The 19,891-nt window shown below is 64.4% G+C and carries 20 protein-coding genes; 4 read left to right on the forward strand and 16 right to left on the reverse strand.

Translation table 11 applies throughout. The features are described from left to right. Positions 1–167 precede the first annotated feature (167 nt). From rpsO to truB, 6 genes are all read right to left on the reverse strand, one after another. Entirely contained in the window at positions 168–437 is a 270-nt protein-coding gene (rpsO, locus tag AC1DLO_RS08155) for a 30S ribosomal protein S15 (RefSeq protein ID WP_028266602.1), read from the reverse strand. Positions 438–637: 200 nt separating this feature from the next. After that, complete coding sequence (kynA, locus tag AC1DLO_RS08160; protein ID WP_476889143.1) at positions 638–1,492, reverse strand: tryptophan 2,3-dioxygenase; 855 nt, start codon at positions 1,490–1,492, stop codon at positions 638–640. A gap of 9 nt (positions 1,493–1,501) precedes the next feature. Next, complete coding sequence (locus AC1DLO_RS08165; protein WP_476889144.1) at positions 1,502–2,485, reverse strand: bifunctional riboflavin kinase/FAD synthetase; 984 nt, start codon at positions 2,483–2,485, stop codon at positions 1,502–1,504. A gap of 120 nt (positions 2,486–2,605) precedes the next feature. Continuing rightward, complete coding sequence (locus AC1DLO_RS08170) at positions 2,606–3,055, reverse strand: hypothetical protein (RefSeq protein ID WP_476889145.1); 450 nt, start codon at positions 3,053–3,055, stop codon at positions 2,606–2,608. A 2-nt stretch (positions 3,056–3,057) separates the two neighbouring features. Next, positions 3,058–3,411, reverse strand: a complete 354-nt coding sequence (locus AC1DLO_RS08175) for a hypothetical protein (RefSeq protein WP_476889146.1) — start codon at positions 3,409–3,411, stop codon at positions 3,058–3,060. Positions 3,412–3,413: 2 nt separating this feature from the next. Then, positions 3,414–4,349 carry a tRNA pseudouridine(55) synthase TruB gene (gene truB, locus AC1DLO_RS08180; RefSeq protein WP_476889147.1) on the reverse strand — a complete coding sequence of 312 codons (936 nt, stop codon included), beginning with the start codon at positions 4,347–4,349 and terminating at the stop codon, positions 3,414–3,416. 84 nt (positions 4,350–4,433) lie between these two features. On the opposite strand from truB, the gene AC1DLO_RS08185 reads away from it, so the two are divergent. After that, positions 4,434–5,588, forward strand: a complete 1,155-nt coding sequence (locus AC1DLO_RS08185) for a pyridoxal phosphate-dependent aminotransferase (RefSeq protein ID WP_476889148.1) — start codon at positions 4,434–4,436, stop codon at positions 5,586–5,588. A 32-nt stretch (positions 5,589–5,620) separates the two neighbouring features. Here the strand turns inward: AC1DLO_RS08185 and AC1DLO_RS08190 are convergent, their stop codons facing one another. The 6 genes from AC1DLO_RS08190 to rimP form a co-directional block, all read right to left on the reverse strand. After that, positions 5,621–6,106, reverse strand: a complete 486-nt coding sequence (locus AC1DLO_RS08190) for a nucleoside deaminase (RefSeq protein WP_476889149.1) — start codon at positions 6,104–6,106, stop codon at positions 5,621–5,623. Between the two features lie 117 nt (positions 6,107–6,223). Further along, the gene (gene rbfA, locus AC1DLO_RS08195) at positions 6,224–6,733 is read right to left on the reverse strand and encodes a 30S ribosome-binding factor RbfA (protein ID WP_476889150.1); all 510 of its coding nucleotides are present in this window, start codon (positions 6,731–6,733) and stop codon (positions 6,224–6,226) included. A 277-nt stretch (positions 6,734–7,010) separates the two neighbouring features. Next, positions 7,011–9,845, reverse strand: coding sequence for a translation initiation factor IF-2 (gene infB, locus AC1DLO_RS08200; RefSeq protein ID WP_476889151.1), 2,835 nt, complete (start codon positions 9,843–9,845; stop codon positions 7,011–7,013). 152 nt (positions 9,846–9,997) lie between these two features. Continuing rightward, the gene (locus AC1DLO_RS08205; RefSeq protein ID WP_476889152.1) at positions 9,998–10,339 is read right to left on the reverse strand and encodes a YlxR family protein; all 342 of its coding nucleotides are present in this window, start codon (positions 10,337–10,339) and stop codon (positions 9,998–10,000) included. Between the two features lie 218 nt (positions 10,340–10,557). Continuing rightward, entirely contained in the window at positions 10,558–11,538 is a 981-nt protein-coding gene (gene nusA, locus AC1DLO_RS08210; protein ID WP_476889153.1) for a transcription termination factor NusA, read from the reverse strand. Then, positions 11,538–12,161, reverse strand: coding sequence for a ribosome maturation factor RimP (gene rimP, locus AC1DLO_RS08215; RefSeq protein ID WP_476889154.1), 624 nt, complete (start codon positions 12,159–12,161; stop codon positions 11,538–11,540). Before rimP ends, nusA begins: the two co-directional genes overlap by 1 nt. Before the next feature lie 73 nt (positions 12,162–12,234). On the opposite strand from rimP, the gene AC1DLO_RS08220 reads away from it, so the two are divergent. The 3 genes from AC1DLO_RS08220 to AC1DLO_RS08230 are packed head-to-tail and all read left to right on the forward strand — an operon-like array spanning position 12,235 to position 15,299. Then, positions 12,235–13,461, forward strand: coding sequence for a DUF4439 domain-containing protein (locus AC1DLO_RS08220; protein WP_476889155.1), 1,227 nt, complete (start codon positions 12,235–12,237; stop codon positions 13,459–13,461). Between the two features lie 51 nt (positions 13,462–13,512). After that, the gene (locus AC1DLO_RS08225) at positions 13,513–14,241 is read left to right on the forward strand and encodes a VIT1/CCC1 transporter family protein (RefSeq protein WP_476889156.1); all 729 of its coding nucleotides are present in this window, start codon (positions 13,513–13,515) and stop codon (positions 14,239–14,241) included. Between the two features lie 35 nt (positions 14,242–14,276). Further along, entirely contained in the window at positions 14,277–15,299 is a 1,023-nt protein-coding gene (locus AC1DLO_RS08230) for an aminoglycoside phosphotransferase family protein (RefSeq protein ID WP_476889157.1), read from the forward strand. 24 nt (positions 15,300–15,323) lie between these two features. On the opposite strand, the gene AC1DLO_RS08235 is transcribed toward AC1DLO_RS08230, so the two are convergent. From AC1DLO_RS08235 to AC1DLO_RS08250, 4 genes are all read right to left on the reverse strand, one after another. Beyond that, a complete protein-coding gene (locus AC1DLO_RS08235; RefSeq protein ID WP_476889158.1) occupies positions 15,324–16,715 on the reverse strand; it encodes a pyridoxal phosphate-dependent decarboxylase family protein in 1,392 nt (463 codons plus the stop codon). A 57-nt stretch (positions 16,716–16,772) separates the two neighbouring features. Further along, complete coding sequence (locus AC1DLO_RS08240; RefSeq protein WP_476914453.1) at positions 16,773–17,570, reverse strand: sulfite exporter TauE/SafE family protein; 798 nt, start codon at positions 17,568–17,570, stop codon at positions 16,773–16,775. After that, positions 17,567–19,378: a proline--tRNA ligase gene (locus AC1DLO_RS08245; protein ID WP_476889160.1), complete on the reverse strand. Its 1,812-nt coding sequence runs from the start codon at positions 19,376–19,378 to the stop codon at positions 17,567–17,569. The genes AC1DLO_RS08240 and AC1DLO_RS08245 overlap by 4 nt, the downstream gene beginning before the upstream one ends. A gap of 243 nt (positions 19,379–19,621) precedes the next feature. After that, positions 19,622–19,846, reverse strand: a complete 225-nt coding sequence (locus tag AC1DLO_RS08250) for a hypothetical protein (RefSeq protein WP_184735882.1) — start codon at positions 19,844–19,846, stop codon at positions 19,622–19,624. Positions 19,847–19,891: the final 45 nt, after the last annotated feature.

Genomic DNA, 19,891 nt, shown 5'->3' on the forward strand with positions numbered 1-19,891 from the left:
CATCGATCGAGACCCACGGGCTGTGCCTTCATCACAGAAGGTTGCTCCCGGGGATCACTACCGAGGACCGCGAATGCGCGATGCGGTTGAACTCCTGATAAGTGTTGGATTTAGTTATGGAGAAAAGGCGGCCCGGTCCGCGGAGGATCGGGCCGCCCGAAGTCAAACTAGCGGCGCAGGCCGAGGCGCTCGATGAGCGCACGGTAGCGGGCAATGTCAGTCTTCTTGAGGTAGCCCAGCATGCGCTTGCGACGACCAACCATGGCCAGCAGACCGCGCTGGGTGTGGAAGTCGTGCTTGTGCTCCTTCATGTGCTCAGTCAGATCTTTGATCCGCTGAGTCAGGACAGCAATCTGGACCTCCGGCGAGCCAGTGTCGCCCTTGGACGTTGCGTATGCCTCGATGATGGACTGCTTAACAGCGGCTTCAAGTGCCACGTGAACTCCTAGAGTTGTGCCGTGCGTCCCGATTCAGCGCCTCGCTGCCGGGTTGTGATGTGCCGATGACCGCACACAAAACAGGTCCAGCCGCCACGGACTGCAGCCGGATCCATCCCCCAGTTTACCGGCAGCCCGGCAAACTTGTCGAAAGCTGCCGTGTGACCCTCCTCAAAGACTCCTCAAAGACGGGTTTGCGGTTACTGCCCGATCTCGGTCCGGACGGCGAACAGCTCCGGGAAGAACGTCAGGTCAAGTGCCTTCTTCAGGAAGGAGGCACCGCTCGAACCTCCGGTTCCCGTCTTCATGCCAATGGTCCGCTGAACAGTGCGCAAATGCCTGAAACGCCACAGCTGGAAGTTGTCCTCAAGGTCCACCAGTTCCTCGCAGGCCTCGTAGGCCGCCCAGTTGTCTGCGGCATGTTCATAGATGTGTTTGAAGAGGGGCAAAAGCTCAGGGGCGAACTCGTGGGCCTGGGTGACATCCCTATCCAGGACGGACGCCGGAACGTCGTAGCCGTGGCGGTGAAGGTAGGCCAGGAACTCGTCGTAAATGCTCGGCGCGTGCAGGATTTCCTCCAGCATGGCCTTGGATTCTGGGTCCGATTCGAACACCGGCAACATCTTGGCGTTCTTGTTGCCCAGAATGAATTCGACCGCACGGTACTGGCTCGATTGGAAGCCGGAGGCATTGCCCAGGAAACCGCGGAACTGGGAGTACTCGGTAGGGGTGAGGGTGGCGAGCACCGACCATTGTTCAGTGAGGGTCTTCTGGATGTGCTTGACCCTTGCGATGCCCTTGAGCGCTGAGCCAAGATCATCCTGGCGCAGCCACGTAGCCGCACTGCGGAGCTCGTGGAGGACCAGCTTCAGCCACAGCTCGGTGGTCTGGTGCTGGATGATGAACAAGAGTTCGTCATGGTGCTCTGGCTGGCTGACAGGTTGCTGGGCGCTGAGCAGCAAGGGAAGCTGCAGGTAGGAGCCGTAGCTCATGCGTGAGCTGAAATCCTTGACGATGCCTTCGTCGAGTGGCCGGGTGTTCTTCTCAACGCTCACGATACGGCCCTATTTATCCAGCAAAAGATCGTGGGCCTGGATGACGTCGAGCCGCATCTGATCAACAAGTGCCTCTGGTCCGCGGTAGGCCACCATCCCCCGCAGCCGCGCCGTGAATTCCACCACGACGGTCTGGCCATAGAGGTCGAAGTCCTCCACGGCCTCTTCCGGGCGGTCGATGACGTGGGCTTCCACCTGGCAGCTCACGCCGTCGAAGGTGGGGTTGGAACCCACGGAAATCGCTGCGGGCCAGCGGGTTCCGGCCTGGTCCACCAGCCAACCGGCGTAGATTCCATCCGCGGGCACGTAGCCGGTGGCACCGTGGTCAAGGTTGGCCGTGGGAAAGCCGAGCGCGCGTCCGCGCGCAGCGCCGTGAACCACTTCGCCCCGCATCCGGTGCGGGCGGCCGAGGACGGCAGCAGCGGTCTCGACGTCGCCCTCTGCGAGTGCCTCGCGCACCCAGGTGGAGGAGCAGCGGCGGTCCGTGCCGCCGTCGTCGTGAACTGGAAAGCCCTCCGCGCCGAACTCGTTGACGACGTTAACGCCGAATCCGAGCTCCTTTCCGAGGGCCTGCATGGTGCCGACGTCACCGGAGTTGCCTGCCCCGAACCGGAGATCATGGCCCACCACGACATGCGCTGCGTGAAGCCCGTCCAGCAGAACGGTGCCAACGAATTCCTCGGGCGTCATTCCCGCCAGTGCGAGGTTGTATTTCATGACGAGGACAGCGTCCACGCCCGCGTCGGCGAGGGCATCGAGCTTGTCCTGCAGTCCCATGATGAGCTCCGGCGCGGAGTCGGGCCGGTGGACCAGGGCCGGGTGCGGATCGAAAGTCACGACGACGGACCGCGCACCGTGCTGCTCTGCAGTGCGCAGAAGCTGCGTCAGCACCTGCTGGTGTCCGCGATGGACGCCGTCAAAGTTCCCGATGGTAACGACGCTTGGACCGAAATCCTCGGGGACTTCGGTGGGATCGTTCCAGATGTGGACCATCAACCTCGCCTTTTTTGCTGCTGGTATTCACTGTGCCGGCGGCCTGGTCCGGCGCCGGAATTCTCTAAGGTTACCTGCTGTCCAGGGCACGGCTGCCCGGGAACAGGGGGCTCGCCGTTGCTACTGCGGGAGCCGTGCCGGGCGTCTGCGGTAAAGCCAGAGCAAGCCCAGGACCGGGAGGATCAACGGCACAAAGCCGTATCCGCGTCCGAACAAGGACCACACGGTGTCGTGCGGGAAAGCAATCGGATCGAAGAGGCTCATGGCACCGACTACGATCACGCCGAGCATTTCCACGAGGACGGCCGCCAAGGACACCTTGAACCAGGTGCGGCCCGGCTTGGCGAGGGAAACCGTGGCTACGACGTACACCACGGCCGCGAAGGCCGAGAGGATGTGGGCCAAGGGGGCATCCGGGAACTTGGTCAGGATCTGGTAACCGGCGCGGGCCGTGGCCGAGATCGCGAAAACCGCGTAGACAGCGATCAGCAGCCTCCCGGGACCGGTGTTGCGGGTGTCCCGGTTCTTCTTGTGAGGGGTCTCGACAGTCACTTCGTGTGCTTCTTCCAATGTCAGTACCAGATCTGGTTCATGCGGGCCGCCATGACCAATGCGGTGACGCCCACGGCGCCCATGACGAAATTGCTCCAACGGGTCCGTTCCAGGATGGACCAATACACGGCCACGACCGGAAGCATGAGCGCGGTGATGATGTAACCCCAGAACTCCCAGGGTTCCCCCGCGATCTTTTCACCCATCGCCACCCGGATGATCGATCCCACGAGATAGACCAGCAGGACGAGTTCGACGGCGGCGACGGACAGAATCGTGACGTCGTTCGGTGCCTTTTTCGCCAGGCCCGCCACGACGCAGATGATCGTGGACAGCAGGCCGACTACCAACACCGCGTAGAAGTATCCGTCCATGGTTACTGGGCCTGCTTTTCGTTGTTCTGCTTTTCGTTGTCCGGTGCGAACACCAGCACAGGCTTGGCGAAACTCCCGGCGTCGGCCAGCAATGCCACCAGTTCTCCCGACGGGGAGAACGCGGCAGCGGGGTTCTCAGCGGTGGCAGCCTCCGCCGTGCCCGCAGTTAGCCCGGCGGCGATCCTCCGTCCAAAGGAAATTTCGGTGGTTTCGTCGTCGCTCAGCTCGCGGTTGGGCATGAGCGCGCGGGCAGCGGCAGACATTTCGAGCACTTCCAGGTCCTCGGCAAGCTGTTCGAGCGTGCGTGCCTGCTCCAGGGAGTACGGTCCCACTTGGGTGCGGCGGAGCGCGGTGAGGTGGCCGCCGACGCCGAGGGCCTGGCCAAGGTCACGCGCCAGCGCGCGGATGTATGTGCCGGAAGAGCACTCAACGGTGACATCGACGTCCACTACCCTGCCGTCGTCGATCCTGCGGATGGCATGGATCTCGAAACGGTGGATGGTCACGGGCCGGGCGGCGAGCTTGACCTCTTCGCCTGAACGGACACGAGCGTAGGAGCGCTCGCCGTTGACCTTGATGGCGCTGACGCTGCTGGGAACCTGCTGGATATCCCCGGTCAGCTGGGCGACGCCGGAACGGATGGCTTCCTCTGTGACTCCGGCGGCAGTGCGGCTTTCGGTGATGTCGCCTTCGGCATCGTCCGTGATGGTGGATTCGCCAAGCCGGATGGTGGCGGAGTACGTCTTGGAGGTGCCCACGATGTACGTCAATAGCCGGGTGGCCTTGTTGATCCCCAGCACCAGAACACCGGTGGCCATGGGGTCCAGGGTCCCTGCATGGCCCACTTTCCGGGTACCGGCCAGTCGCCGCATCCGCCCAACCACATCGTGGCTGGTCCATCCCTGCGGCTTGTCAACGATTACCAGTCCAGAAAGCACGCCTCCCAGTATATCCGCGCCAGAACATGCATCCTGCTGAGCAGTGTCCCGGTGCGGTACGGCTCCGCGGCTAAGATGGCTCCCATGCCACAGCTCGCCACACACATCCGCGAAGTGCCCGTGAACCAGATCCGCGAGATCACCGAGGCCGCGTGGGGAACCCCTGGGGCGATCATTCTCAGCATCGGCGAGCCCGGCTTTGCGCTGCCTCGGCACATCTTGGATGCCGGCATTGCGTGCTTGGACAGGGACGAGACCAACTACACCCCCAATGCTGGAATCCCGGCCCTGCGGGAAGCCTTTGCCGAACGCTTCCGTGCCCACAACAAAGTGGACGTCGGGGCAGAACGTGTGTACGTCGTGGACGGTGCCCAGCAGGGACTGCATTTCGCCATGAGCCTGCTCCTCTCCCCCGGCGACGAGATTTTGATTCCGAATCCTGGCTATCCCACCTTTGCCATGACCAGCCACTTGCTGCACGCCGTCCCGGTGCGGTATCCGCTCTACCCAGAGCATGAGTTCCAACCCCGCATCGAGGACATTGAGGCGCTGATCACGCCCCGCACCAAAGTTTTGGTCCTGAATTCGCCGTCGAATCCCTTGGGGGCGGTGATCGGCGATGAAGTCACCCGCCAACTCGTGGAACTAGCGGTCAAGCAGGATCTGTGGATCATTTCAGATGAATGCTACGAGGCCTTCACTTTCGAGGTTCCGCACACAAGCCCTGCCCGCTTCGACAGCCCTGTTCCCGGCGAAGCGCGGGTCTTCACCTCCCTGACCTTGTCCAAAACCTACGGACTGACGGGACTGCGGATCGGTGCGCTCATCTGTCCGCCGGGCCTGGAGCGGACGATGAACAACGTGATGGAGGCGATCGTTTCCTGCGTGGCCTCGCCTTCGCAGTACGCCGCTGTCGCGGCTTTGACAGGACCGCAGGACTACGTGGATGCCGCGCGGGAGCACTACCGCTCCAACCGGGACGCCGCTTCGGCAGTGCTCGCGGAGAAGAGCATCCCCTACTTGGGCGCCCAAGGAGCGTTCTATTTATGGGCGGACGTCTCTCATGTGAGCGGCGGCGACGTGCGTGCCTGGGTGCGCCGGTTCCTCGCCGATTCCGGGGTGGCCGTGGCGCCGGGTACCGCGTTCGGTTCCATCGGCGAGGGCTGGATCAGGATCGCGCTGTGCGGCGATCACCAGCAGCTGCTCGACGGCGTCGGGCGGCTCCCAGCGCGGTCTTGAGACCCGGCAGCCTCCTGTTGGTGAAGTTTGGCTCAGTATTTGGTCCGCTTCTTGTGGCCGCGCCACGCATCGAAAGGAGCCTCCGACGCCGGAACTTCCGTGTGTTGAACGGGCAGCAGTTCCGGGCGGATGCCGTTGAAATACTCGTAGAACACTGCGTCGTCAAAGCCTGCCGCGGCGGCCCCATGCCGGTCGGCGGCAAAGTAGACCCGGCTTACCCTGCCCCATAGGGCGGCCGAGAGGCACAAAGGGCACGGTTCGCAGCTTGAGTAAAGCACGGAGCCGCTGAGATCGAAGCTCCCCAGTTCCGACGCCGCCCTCCGGATCGCAACCACTTCGGCATGTGCTGTGGGGTCGTTGTCACGGGTGACGCGGTTGACGCCGTCATGGAGCCGTCCGTCCGGGGTGACCACGACGGCGCCGAAAGGACCGCCGCCGTCGGCCACGTTTTGGACCGCGAGCCGCAGGGCGTGTTCAAGGTAGTTCTCGGGACTCTGAACTGCATCGTGCGCCGCCATGCTCCGATCTTAGCCACCGCCCGCCGCTTTGACGCGACTTTTCACGGTTAAACAAACAGGACCGGATCACTAGTCGCTGGGACTGCCGGATCCGGCCCTGCTGAGTAAGCCGGTGGACTACTTGCCGCCGTCTTCGTCGATCTCTTCATCGGCGCGAAGGTCGATGTCTTCTTCGTCAAAATCGTCTTCGTCGATGTCCGCATCCTGCGGGGCGTCGCTCTTGTACGGATCTGGATCGCCCGCGTGCTTGGCGCCGGCCGCCAGCGCGGCCACCTCGGCGTCGCGTTCCTTGGCGGTGCGCAGCAGCTCCTCAAGGTTCGAGGCGTTGACCGGGATGAGGTCGGCGACGAACTCCAAGGTAGGAGTCAGGCGTACGGTAATGTTGCGGCCTACTTCCTGGCGCAGGACACCCTTGGCCTTCTCCAACGCCCTGGCCGCATCAGCATGGGCGTTGTCGTCACCGAAGACGGTGTAATACACGGTGGCGTGCTGAAGATCATTGGTGACGCGGGCGTCGGTAATGGTGATGCCCTCAACCCGAGGATCCTTGATCCGCCGGCCCAGTGCCTCAGCAACAACAACCTTAATCCGCTGCGCCAACTTGGCAGCGCGTGCCGGATCAGCCATTTCTACTCCTAAAATTTGCGTACGACGGCGCCTTGGCAACTTGCGTACTTAAGTTCGGTATGGTGCGACTCGCCGAGAAAGCTTCGAAGCAGACCGCGAGCTTCCCGCTGAGGCCCGTAGAGCCGATATGGGGGCCCGGGAGTGGCATCGGGCCTGCCGGAGCTGGGTGGCTGACGTCGCAAGACGTCAGCCACCCAGCGAAGGGGCGGGGCCCCCATGTCGGCGGAACGGGCCGGGGCCGCCAGGAAACCCGACGACCCCGCCCAAAACGGACACCTTAGGCGCGCGGCTTTTCGCGCATCTCGAAGGTCTCGATGATGTCACCTTCGTTGATGTCGTTGTACGAGCCAAGACCGATACCACACTCGAAGTCCGTGCGGACCTCAGTGGCATCGTCCTTGAAGCGCTTGAGCGTCTCAACGGTGAGGTTGTCGCCGATGACCTTGCCATCGCGGCTGACGCGTGCCTTCGTGTTACGGCGGATGATGCCCGAGCGGACGATGGAACCGGCGATGTTTCCGAACTTGGAAGAACGGAAGACTTCGCGGACCTCGGCGGTACCGAGCTGGACTTCTTCGTACTCCGGCTTGAGCATGCCCTTGAGGGCCAGCTCGATGTCATCGATTGCCGAGTAGATGACGGAGTAGAAGCGCATGTCCACGCCTTCACGATCGGCAAGGTCAGCCACGCGCTCGGCGGGCTTGACGTTGAAGCCGATGATGATGGCGTTGTCCACCGTTGCGAGGTTGACGTCGTTCTGCGTGATGGCACCCACACCGCGGTGGATGACGCGCAGCTGAACGTCGTCGTCGCCGACGTCGATCTTGAGCAAGGCGTCTTCGAGGGCTTCGACGGCACCGGAAACGTCACCCTTGAGGATGAGGTTGAGGGTGTCGATCTTGCCTTCGGCAACAGCCTTGTCGAAGTCCTCCAGGCTGATGCGCTTGCGGCGCTTGGCCAGTGCCGCGTTGCGGTCGGCTGCTTCACGCTTTTCGGCGATCTGGCGGGCCGTACGCTCGTCGGAGGTCACCAGGAAGGTGTCACCTGCACGCGGTACGTTGGACAGACCCAGGACCTGGACCGGACGGGACGGGAGCGCGATGTCGAGGGCGTTGCCATCTTCATCGAACATGGCACGGACGCGGCCGTGGGCCGTACCGGCCACGATCGTGTCGCCGACGGCCAGGGTACCGGACTGGACCAGGACGGTGGCCACGGAACCGCGGCCCTTGTCCAGGTTCGCTTCGATGGCAATGCCTCGAGCGTCCTTGTCCGGGTTGGCGCGCAGGTCCAGGGCGGCGTCTGCGGTCAACAGGACCGCGTCGATCAGTTCATCGATGTTGATGTTCTGGCGGGCAGAAACTTCAACGAACATGGTGTCGCCACCGTATTCTTCGGGAACCAGGCCGTACTCGGTGAGCTGGCCCTTGACCTTGTCCGGGTTCGCACCGTCCTTGTCGATCTTGTTGACCGCGACGACGATCGGCACGTTGGCCGCCTGGGCGTGGTTGAGTGCTTCCACCGTCTGCGGCATGACGCCGTCGTCGGCTGCGACAACCAGGATGGCGATGTCGGTGACCTTGGCACCACGAGCACGCATGGCGGTGAACGCCTCGTGGCCGGGGGTGTCGATGAAGGTGATGTCCCGCGGAGTGCCTTCGTGCATGTGGCTGATCTGGTAGGCACCGATGTGCTGCGTGATGCCGCCGTGTTCGCCGGCAACCACGTTGGTCTTCCGGATGGCATCGAGTAGCCGGGTCTTACCGTGGTCAACGTGACCCATGACGGTGACAACCGGGGGACGCGGTTCGAGGACGTCGTCGCCTTCGGCTTCCAGCTCGGCATCGAGATCGATGTCGAAGGAGTCGAGGAGCTCGCGCTCTTCGTCTTCCGGAGAGACAACCTGGACCTTGTAGCCGAGTTCAGCGCCGAGCAGGCCGAAGGTGTCTTCGTCCAGCGACTGTGTAGCCGTTGCCATTTCACCAAGGTGGAAGAGCACGGTCACCAGTGCTGCGGGGTTCGCCTCGATCTTGTCGGCGAAGTCCGTGATGGACGAGCCACGACGGAGCCGGACCACGGTGTTGCCGTCGCCGCGGGGTACGGATACGCCACCCAGCGACGGAGCACTCATCTGCTCCAGTTCCTGACGCTTCGCACGCTTCGACTTGCGCTGCTTGCCGCGTCCTGCGCCACCCTTGCCGAAGGCACCTTGGGTGCCGCCGCGTCCGCGGCCGCCCTTGCCGAAGCCACCGCCGGCGGGAGCTCCGCCACCGGTGCCTGCGCCAGGAGCGCCACCCGGACGGCCGGGGCCGCCACCACCGGGGCGGCCTGCGCCACCCGGACGGCCTGCGCCACCGGGAGCGGGACGCTCGGTGCGGTTGGGCATCATGCCCGGAGTAGGACGGTTTCCTGCGGGGCCACCGGCGGGACGCGGAGCGCCCGGACGGGGAGCACCGGGACGCGGGGCGCCCGGACGCGGGCCGCCGGAACCGGCTGCGGGACGGGGACCGCCTGCGCCGGCCGCGGGACGCGGACCACCGGGACGTTCGCCTTCAGAGCGGCCGCCACCGGAACGGGGCATGCCCTGCGAGGTTGCAAACGGGTTGTTGCCCGGACGGGGAGGACGCTCGCCGTCGCCACGTCCGCGGGGCATGCCCTGCGAGGTCGCGAACGGGTTGTTGCCCGGACGGGGGCCGCCTGGACGCGGAGCCTGGCTGCCCGGACGTGCCGGGGCAGGGGCTTCGGCCTTAGGTGCCGGGCGGGCACCCGGCTTGGCGGAAAACGGACTTGCGGTAGCTGCCGGAGCCGCTGGCGCTGCCGGGGCGGGGGTTTCAGCCTTGGGGGCAGGAACCGGAGCCTTGGGCGCTGCGGGGCCCGGAGCCGGGCGGGATGGTGCGGGTGCAGCAGGGGCCGCAACGGGGGCTGCTGCCGGGGCAGCGGCCTTTGCAGCGCCGGCGCCCGGGTAGGCGTCGCGAAGCTTCTTCACGACGGGAGCCTCAATTGTTGAAGAGGCGGAGCGAACGAATTCGCCCAATTCCTGCAGTTTTGTCACTGCATCTTTGGAAGTAATACCGAGCTCTTTGGCGAGCTCATGTACGCGGACCTTGGCCACATTTCTCCTGTCTCGGTCCGCACCGAGCCAGGCACGAACCGTCTACTTCTTACTGCGGGCCCCTGCCACGAATGCGGCGGAAAGGCCCTGTGCAGAGCGCAACAAAGTTGTCATCGTTGCGCACTCATCGCTGGGAACTCATCGGGTTTCCATCAGTTTTCTGACCCGCTTTCAGGTTTGGACGGTTTTCCTGCTTTCACGCGGGTGTCCGCAGGGGGCATGACTGCCGCCAAGTAGCGTTCGACGGCGGTGGCTTCGCTTGCGCCCGCGAGGGCCCTTGCGAAAGCACGCCGTTTGGTTGCCAGCGTCAGGCATGTGTTGCTGGGGTGCAGCCACGCACCCCGGCCAGCCATCCGGCGTCGTTCATCCACCAGGACGACGGGTGACCCGCCGCCTTCGGCGACGAGCCGGATCAACTCACTCCGGCTGCCTTGTTTCCGGCATCCGATGCAGGTACGCACAGGCTGGCGCCTGGTGTGAAGCAGTTCAGCCACTGGGTGTATCAACCTGCCTCAGTGTCTTTCCTGCCTTTGCGGTTCTGCTTTCCCTGGCTTGCCCCGCCTTGTTGAGATTGTTGCCTCACAAGTCACGAGCACGCCAAAGCGCACGGACACCGGACGTAGGCCCGGTTCCATCCAGTCTAAGCCCCCGGAGGCCCGGCCACCGAATCCACATGGTGCGAGGATCCGGGGCCAGGCATCCCCGGCTAGCTTTAGTTGCCCTTGGCCGGAGCGGCGTCGGAGATGATGTCGATGCGCCAGCCGGTCAGCTTGGCTGCAAGCCGGGCGTTCTGGCCTTCTTTGCCAATGGCGAGGGACAGTTGATAGTCAGGAACCACCACCCGCGCGGATCGTGTGGCCTCATCGGTGATAGTGACCGAATTCACGCGCGACGGCGAAAGCGAGTTGGCGATGAACGTCGCCGGATCTTCGCTGAAGTCGACGATGTCGATCTTTTCGTCGTTGAGTTCGGTCATGACGGCGCGCACGCGCGAACCCATTTCACCAATGCAAGCGCCCTTGGCGTTGATGCCGGGGGTGTTCGCTTTGACAGCCATCTTGGTCCGGTGCCCGGCCTCGCGTGCCAGCGCCACGATCTCGACCGAGCGGTCAGCGATTTCCGGAACTTCCAGTTCGAAAAGTTTGCGGACGAGGCCCGGGTGTGAACGTGACAGCGTGATGGAAGGTCCCTTGGCGCCGCGGTGGACATCCACCACAAAAGCACGCAGGCGGTTGCCGTGGGTGTACTTCTCCCCCGGCACCTGTTCGGGCGGCGGCAGCAAGGCTTCCACGGAACCGAGGTTCACCTGGATCATGTGCGGGTTGTTGCCCTGCTGGATCAGGCCGGCGACGAGCTCGCCCTCACGGCCCTTGAATTCGCCCAGGACATTGTCGTCCTCAACGTCGCGCAACCGCTGCAGGATGATTTGCCGCGCAGTGCTCGCTGCGATGCGCCCGAACCCCGCGGGGGTGTCCTCGAACTCGCCGACGGCTTCGCCGTCGTCGTCGATTTCCGTAGCCCAAATGGTCACGTGGCCACTCTTGCGGTCCAGCTCTGCGCGGGCCTTCTCGAAAGCGCCCGGCGTCTTGTGATAGGCCACCAAGAGCGCCTGCTCGATGGTGGGGATCAGGAGGTCCAGCGGGATTTCACGCTCACGCTCCAGGAGTCTCAGCGCACTCATGTCAATATCCATTAGGCCTCCTCGGAAGGTCCGTTGTACTCGTCTTCCAGCCCGGCCTCGTGGAGGTGGCTGAACTCTATCTCGACTTTTCCTTGGCGGATCCTGTCGAAAGGAATCTTCACGGGGTCACCCTGTTTGGGTTTCATCCCCTTCTTGACCTCTTGCTCTGGAACCAGCGTGACGCCGTCGTCGTCAACGGACTGGATCCGGCCCGTCACGTTGTCGCCCTGGATCACATTGACCTTAGCCATGCGCCCGCGGGCGCGATGCCAGTGGCGGGGCTCCGTGAGCGGCCGTCCGACGCCGGGCGAGGAGACCTCGAGGTCGTAGGGGCGGGCGTCCGTTTTGGGATCGTTGTCCAGAATGTCCGAAAGTGCTCTGGAGACGTCCGCGATGACGTCCAGGCTGACGCCACCGGTCTCTTCCTGGGGTAGGTCGATGACCACATGGACTACCCGGTGCGAACCGGCAACCTGGATGGCAACATCCTCAAGATAGAGCCGGCTTGCCAGGACGGCGGGCTCCAAAAGGGCCCTCAGCCTGCTCTCCTCCGGGTTGCGGACCTCGTGTTGTGGTGGATGCGTCGGATCCATTCCAGCCTGGTCTGTTGAAGTCGTGGCTTCCGAATGACTCACTGGCCAGCCGCCTCCCGATAGATGATGTTGTGACTACTAGCTTAACGACATTTGCGGCGCCTTGGTGCACGGTGTGGTGTGGGCGCTGGAATTTGCGGCGTCGAGCGTCGTCTTCCCAGCCCGCAAACGTCCCGGCACCAACGGCGCGGGACGCAAGTTGCCCGTGGGCGTGACACCATGGTCTGTTGTGAACCACGAGACTGCTGAAAAACCACGAATCCACGGTTGGACGAGAGCCGTTCTTCTGGCTTTGCTGGCAGTCCTTATTGTCGGAGTCGGAGCCGTGCTGGTCCCCCGCGACGCCGGAAAGCCGCAAGCGGTGCCGTTTTCCGAAACCGCCCGTTCCGAAGCCTTCTCCGCGACCGAGTCGCTTCTGGGCAGCGCATCCCTGTTGGAGGGCACGACGCCGGGTGGCGCCGCGGCGAGCGAAGCGTCCCGTGGCAGTGGACTGGCGGATTCCGTGACGTTGCTGACACGTCAGGCGCAGGCGCTTCTGCCGCCCTCCGGACCGGCAGCGTCTCCAGGCACCCCGTCCCCAGCCCCTGGCTCCTCAAGCCCCAGTCCTACGCAGGACCGCCCAAACCGGACCGCTTTCGTCTCCGCACTCTCCGCGAGCGCTTCCCGTCGCTTAGCGGACGCCGCGAAGGCCGACGGCGGCATGGCACGGCTGCTTGCCGCCGTCGGGACCTCCCAACTGCTCGAGTCATCGAGGCTGGCCACAATCTGGGGTCTGCCGGTACCGGCAACCCAGGCCGAGGCGACCACCGCCCCTATCCCGCCCCCGAGCTGCCCGGCCCTGCCCGGAACGTCAGCAACAGCCGCACCGACCCCCGGGACTGCATCCGCCCGGGCTGATCTTCCCGCAGCCATCGCCGCCGTCGTGAGCTCCGAACAGGAGGCGATCTATGCGTACCAAGTGGCCCTGACCAAGCTGGACGCGAAGGCATCCACGACTGCGGCCACGTGGCTGGACCGTCATCAGGAACTGCTCCGCGGAGCGGAAGCCCAAGGCAGGCTGCACTGCGCCGCTACCCCACCGAGGGAAGCTGGCTACCGCCTGCCGGCTAGCTTCGCCGCCAAACCCGGGGTAGCGCTGGGAAGCATGGAGGCCAGCACACTGACCGCCTATGCCGACCTTGTGGCGTTGTCAGAGGCTGAGACGCGGCAATGGGCCATCGACGGGCTGGTCGACGCGGCCAAGCGCAGTCAAGCTTGGGGAACTCCCGTTGGACCTTTCGCCGGACTTTCGATTGATAGCGCCGCCCTGCCTCCGCTCCCGTCGAGCACCCCGGCTCCATAGGAAAGCCTTTCTTTGCTGGCGGCTGAGGCCTCCAAGTGCTTGGCTTGTTCCATGGCTTCCACTGAAACTGCAGCCCTGCACGAAAACGAACCACATGCCAATGATCTTGCCCACCGCCTCAACTGGCTCCGGGCAGGCGTCCTTGGCGCCAACGATGGAATTGTCTCCGTTGCCGCCATCGTGGTGGGCGTCGCTGGAGCAACAACCAGCACCGGTGCCATCCTCGCGGCCGGCGCGGCGGGACTCGTCGGTGGCGCAGTTTCCATGGCGCTGGGCGAGTACGTGTCCGTCAGCAGCCAAAGCGACAGCCAAAAGGCCCTCATCGAGAAGGAACGCCGGGAGTTGGCCGAGCAGCCTGAGGAAGAGCTTGCCGAACTCACTGCGATCTACCAGGCCAAGGGCCTGCGGCCTGAAACCGCTCGGAAAGTGGCCTTGGAATTGACGGAGCACGATGCCCTTGCCGCTCACCTATCCGCCGAATTGAACATCGACGAAGACGACATCGTCAGTCCATGGCATGCGGCCTTCGCCTCCGCGGTTGCCTTCACCCTAGGCGCGGTACTGCCCATGCTCGCAATCTTGCTCCCGCCCCCGGGGCTGCGTGTCCCGCTGACCTTCATTTCCGTGCTGCTCGCGCTGGCGATCACCGGAGCCATAGGAGCGTGGATCGGCGGCAGCTCGAAGACCCGCGCCGCCGTGCGCGTCGTCATCGGCGGAGCCCTTGCGCTTGCCGCGACGTTCTTCATCGGAAGCCTCCTGGGCTCCACCGGAGTGGTCTGAACCACACCCGGACCGGCTTGGGTAGGCTGACAGTGATGACTACCTTCGTTTCGATCCCTGGCGACCTCCAGGCACGCTACTCCCGCACAGCGGAGGGGCGGGCGTGGCTCTCAGGGCTGCCCGGACTGATCAATGCCAGCTTGGAACGCTGGCAGCTGTCCGTTGACCTGGAACCCGGCGTGGAACCGTGGAATGGCCACGGCGGCATCGTCATTCCGGTCTTCTACAACGGCGCCCGTTCGGTGCTCAAGATTGCGTTTCCGCACGAGGAGGCCCTTGTTGAACGGCATGCGCTGGCCCTGTGGGGAGGCACCGGAGCCGTGAGGCTGCTCGACGCCGATGCCGCCTCTTGCGCGATGCTCCTGGAGCGGCTCGACGCTGTCAGCTGGCTACAGAGCGCTCCGATGGAGGAGGCCCGCGACGTCTGGGGATCGCTCGTGAAGGAACTCAGCATCGAACCGGACGAGCGGCCCGAATGGAAAGAGTTTGAGCACATAGCGGCCCGCGCCGAGCGCTGGAGCGATGAGTTGCCTGCCGACTGGGAGCAACTTGGCCAGCCTTTTCCCCGCTGGCTCCTTGAAGCCGCGTTGGAGGTGTGCCAGACCCGGGGCGCCGTTGGACGCCGCGGGGGCAGGGACGTCCTAGTGCATTGCGATCTGCACTTCATGAACATCCTCCCGCATCTTAACGGCCAGCAGCCCATGGGGAGCCGCGGATACGTGGCCATCGATCCGCAGCCGATGATCGGGGAGGCAGAATTCGCCGTCGCCCCGATCCTGTGGAACCGTATCCGCGATCTCTCCAGAACGGCTCCCGAACTCGCGCTCCTTGAACGTTGCGCAGATTTCAGCAGCGCGGCTGGCTTGGACGGCGAGGCAGCACGGGAATGGAGCGTGGTCCGCGAGGTCGAGAACGCCCTCTGGTACGCAGGCAAGCCAAAGCATGAAGGCGATCTAGCACGCTCCTTGTGGGTGGCCAGCACGCTCGCGGGTCGGCCCCTGGACGGCCTCCCGGCGGCGCACGATCTGCCCGAACCGGGGCAGGCTGCATCCGAGTAGGGTCCGGCGGCAAGGCCACTTGGCTCAGGCCGTGGCCTCCAGCGCATCCCTGATCGCTTGCACGGCAATATCGAGGTCGGCCGAATCCGTGGACCAGTTCGTCACCGAAACACGCAGGATATCCCTGCCTTGCCATCGTGAACCCGACATCCAGACCCTCCCGTCGGCCATGATGTAGTCCGTGACGGCCCGCGTCCGCTCGTCGGAACCGAAGGCCAGGGACAACTGGGTGAACACCACGTCGTTGAGCACTTCCACGCCCGGCACTTCCGCAAGCCGCCGGGCCAATTCCGCAGCACACTCCGCACGTCCCGCGACAAGCTGCCGCACGCCGTCGCCACCCAAGGACCGCAGGGCCGCCCACACAGGCACTCCCCTGGCCCGGCGGGACAGCTCGGGGACTTTTTCCATGGGGTCGCCGGGACCATGATCATCTTGCATGAGGTATTCGGCGTGCATGCCGATGGCCGATCGAAGGGCTTCAACGTCGCGCACCACAACGATTCCGGCGTCGTAAGGCACGTTGAGGGTCTTATGGGCATCGGTTCCCCACGAATCAGCCGACTCAACCCCCTCGACCAGTTGCCGTAGTCCCGGTACAGCTGCTGCCCACAGGCCGAAGGCGCCGTCAACGTGGACCCACGCGCCGTGATTCTTGGCTGCCGAAATCGTCTCAGGGAAAGAATCGAAGGCTCCCGAGTGGAGGTTCCCGGCTTGGAGGCACACAATGGTCGGTCCTCGTCCGGGGTCGGCCTCCAGCGCGTTCCGCAGATCGGCGGGGTCGATCCGTCCCTGGTGGTCCGCCCGGACAACTTCAGGAGTCCCCAGCCCCAAGAATCGCAAAGCCATGTCCAGGCTCTCGTGCCGCTCGGCTCCGACGAGGACGCGCAGTTTCGGCGCCCCTTGGAGTCCCCCTATGTTGACGTCCCAGCCGGCGTTGGACAACTGGCGCCACCGGGCCGCCGCAAGTGCCGTGAAATTCGCCATGCTGGCGCCAGTGGCGAATCCGACGTCGGACCCTTCAGGGAGGCCGAGCAGCTCGAGCAGCCATTGCCCTGCGGCCTCTTCGATCCCTGCGGTGGCGGGTGTGGCGAAACGCAGGCCGGTGTTCTGGTCCCAGGCTGAAACCATCCAGTCCGCGGCCATGCCAGCCGGCACTGTACCGCCGATAACCCAACCGAAGAAGCGCCCCGATTGCATGGCCATCAGCCCGGGCTCGGCGTGCTCGGCGAGGAAATCGATCACCGCCGCGGGGTCCAGTCCGCTGGCTGGAAGCGGGCCCCCGAAGACCGCCGTGACGTCATCCGCTGTGGTGCTTGGCCCTACATGCCGCCCAGGCAAGGCTCTCAGCCACTCCCGGGTATGCTCCCATGCACGTTCGAGAGCCCGCTCATAGTCGCTGGAATCGACCCACATGAGTGCATGCTACGCCCGCGGCTTCCCGCGGGCCATCGCCGGCGGGAACCAGCACGGCTACTGGGCGAAGTAGTCGTGCCAGACGTCGATGCCGAGCTTGATGATCAACGCGCCAACCACGATCAGGAACACCACGCGCACAAAGCCACTGCCCTGCTTCACGGCCGTCCGGGCGCCGAGATACCCGCCAGCCATATTGGACAGCCCAAGAACCGCGCCGACGCCCCACAGCAGGGATCCGTGCGGCAGGAAGAACAAGAGCGCCCCGGCGTTGGTGGCCATGTTGACGATCTTCGCCTTGGCGCTGGCCTCGAGGAAGGCATAGCCCATGGCGGTGACGAGGGCAATCACCAGGAACGAGCCTGTTCCGGGACCTATCAGACCGTCGTAAAACCCGATCACGGCACCGATGGCGCAGGCAACAACATAGTGCCGGTGTCCGTCATGGCGCAGCGCCGTCAGTTCTCCGGCGTTGGGTCGCAGGGCCGTGAAGAGCGCGACGGCGATGAGGGCCACCACGATGATGGGTTTGAAGACACTGGCGGGAAGATTGGCCGCCAAGACGGCGCCGCCGAAGCTGCCCGCGAGGGCAATCACCGCCATGGGTATGGCCGTCTTGAGGTCAGGGCCAACCCGGCGGTAATAGGTGACGGCACTGGTTGTTGTCCCGAAAATGGAGCCCATTTTGTTGGTGGCCAGCGCCTGGACCGGAGTAATCCCCGGAACCAGGAGCAAGACGGGAAGCTGGATCAGTCCCCCGCCGCCCACCACTGCGTCTACCCAGCCGGCTGCGAATCCAGCCACCACGATCATGATGAGTGTGGTGAGCTGGACCGACTCGAAGCCGGAGATCACTTCTGGCGTACGGTGTTGACCACGTAGTCGGCAGCCTTTTCGACTGCCACGTTTTCGGCCTCACCAGTGCGACGGTCCTTGATCTCGACAACACCGTCCACCAAGCCACGGCCGACCGCCACGATGGTGGGGACGCCCACGAGCTCGGCGTCACCGAACTTCACGCCCGGGGAAACTTTGGGGCGGTCGTCGTAAATCACGTCGAGGCCTGCAGCCTCGAGTTCGGCGGAGAGCTTTTCAGCCGCCGCGAAAATTTCCTCACCGCGCCCGACGGCGACCACGTGGACGTCCGCGGGGGCGACGGAGCGCGGCCAGATCAAGCCACGGTCATCATTGTTGGCCTCCGCCAAGGCGGCCACGGCGCGGGTCACGCCGACACCGTACGAGCCCATGGTGACCACAACCTGTTTGCCGTTCTGGTCCAGGACCTTCAGGTCCAGGGCTTCGGCATACTTACGGCCGAGCTGGAAAATGTGCCCCATTTCGATGCCGCGCGCAGTCTCCAGGGGGCCGGAGCCATCCGGGGCTTCGTCACCGGCGCGGACTTCAGTGCATTCAATAACCCCGTCCCAAGCGAAGTCGCGGCCGGCCACGAGGCCGAAGACGTGCTTGCCGTCTTCGTTCGCTCCGGTGACCCAGCTGGTGCCGGAAACAACCCGCGGATCAACCAGGAAGAGCAGCTTGGACGTGCCTTCGAGTCCCAGTACGGCTTCTCCGAGGGCCAGCCCGGGGCCGATGTAGCCCTTGACGAGCTCCGGGATCTTCTTGAGGTCTTCCTCGTTGGCCGCTTCCAGTCCGATCTCCCCCGCGATGGGCAGGAAGGAACCGATGTTGGCTTCGACGCGCTTGAGGTCCACGGCCCGGTCGCCGGGAACGCCGATGACCACAATCTGGCGCTCGCCCGTGGGCAGCGTGACGGCGAGGACCACGTTCTTGAGGGTGTCCTCGGCCGTCCAGGCGCCGCCGTCGGAATCGCTGCGGGGCGCGAGCTGGTTGGCTGCTGCCACGAGGGTTTCGATGGTGGGCGTGTCCGGAGTGTCCAGGACGCGTGCGGCAGGAGCGTTGCTGAAGTCGATCTCGGCCGGAACCACCGTAGTCACCGCTTCGACGTTGGCCGCATAGCCGCCTGCCGAACGCACGAAAGTGTCCTCGCCGATCTCGGTGGGGTGCAGGAATTCCTCGCTCTTGGATCCGCCCATGGCGCCCGCAGTGGCGGCAACGGGGATGACCTCGAGCCCAAGGCGCTCGAAGATTTTCAGGTACGCGGCGCGGTGGGCTGCGTAGCTCGCATCCAGGCCGGCGTCGTCGACGTCGAAGGAGTAGGAGTCCTTCATGATGAATTCACGGCCCCGGAGGAGGCCGGCCCGGGGGCGTGCTTCGTCGCGGTACTTGTTCTGGATCTGGTACAGGCTCAACGGCAGGTCCTTGTACGAGGAGTACAGGTCCTTGACGAGGAGGGTGAACATTTCCTCGTGGGTGGGGGCAAGAAGGTAATCGGCACCCTTGCGGTCGTGGAGGCGGAACAGCCCCTCGCCGTATTCGGTCCAGCGGTTGGTGGCCTCGTAGGGTTCGCGGGGCAGCAGAGCCGGGAAATGGACTTCCTGGGCGCCGATGGCGGCCATTTCCTCGCGGATGATCTGTTCGACCTTGCGCAGAACGCTCAATCCCAAAGGCAGCCACGTGTAGATGCCCGGTGCTGCGCGGCGAATGTAGCCGGCACGGACCAGGAGTTTATGGCTGGCGACTTCGGCGTCGACGGGATCTTCACGCAGGGTGCGCAGGAACAGCTGGGAGAGGCGAAGGACCACGGGTCAGAATCCGTTTCTATGGCAAGAGCTGGCAAAAACTACTGCGTACTAATCTACCGGCTTACAGCCGGACCACTCGCCGGGCCCCTTCGTGAGTGCAGACCCGGCCCTTCCCTCATTGCACAACCCCAAACGCAGATGAGCCACGCCATGGTCGGCGGAAGCCCCTGGCCGCTGGGCGGCTGGTCATCCTGCCATGGCGTGGCTCAGCGGCCGGTCGGCCGCGGGCGCTGTCCTGGAGGCTTAGTCAGCCTTGCCTTCCAGGGCAACCAGAACGCCCGCGACTGCGAAGAACTTGTTGCTACCGAGTTCACGAATGGTCTTGATTCCCAGGGCTTCCTGCAATTTCTCAGCGGTTGCATCGGTGACACCCGCAAGCGCCGCCGGAGATGCGTCCAGAATCTCCTTAAGCGACTTGTCTTCAAATGCCTTGTCGAGTGCCTTCGAAAGATCCACGCTTACAGCCATTTGTTTGTGTTTCCTCTCTGAAACCATCCGCGCCCCAACGACACG

The organism is Arthrobacter sp. 01T419, from assembly GCF_056398865.1.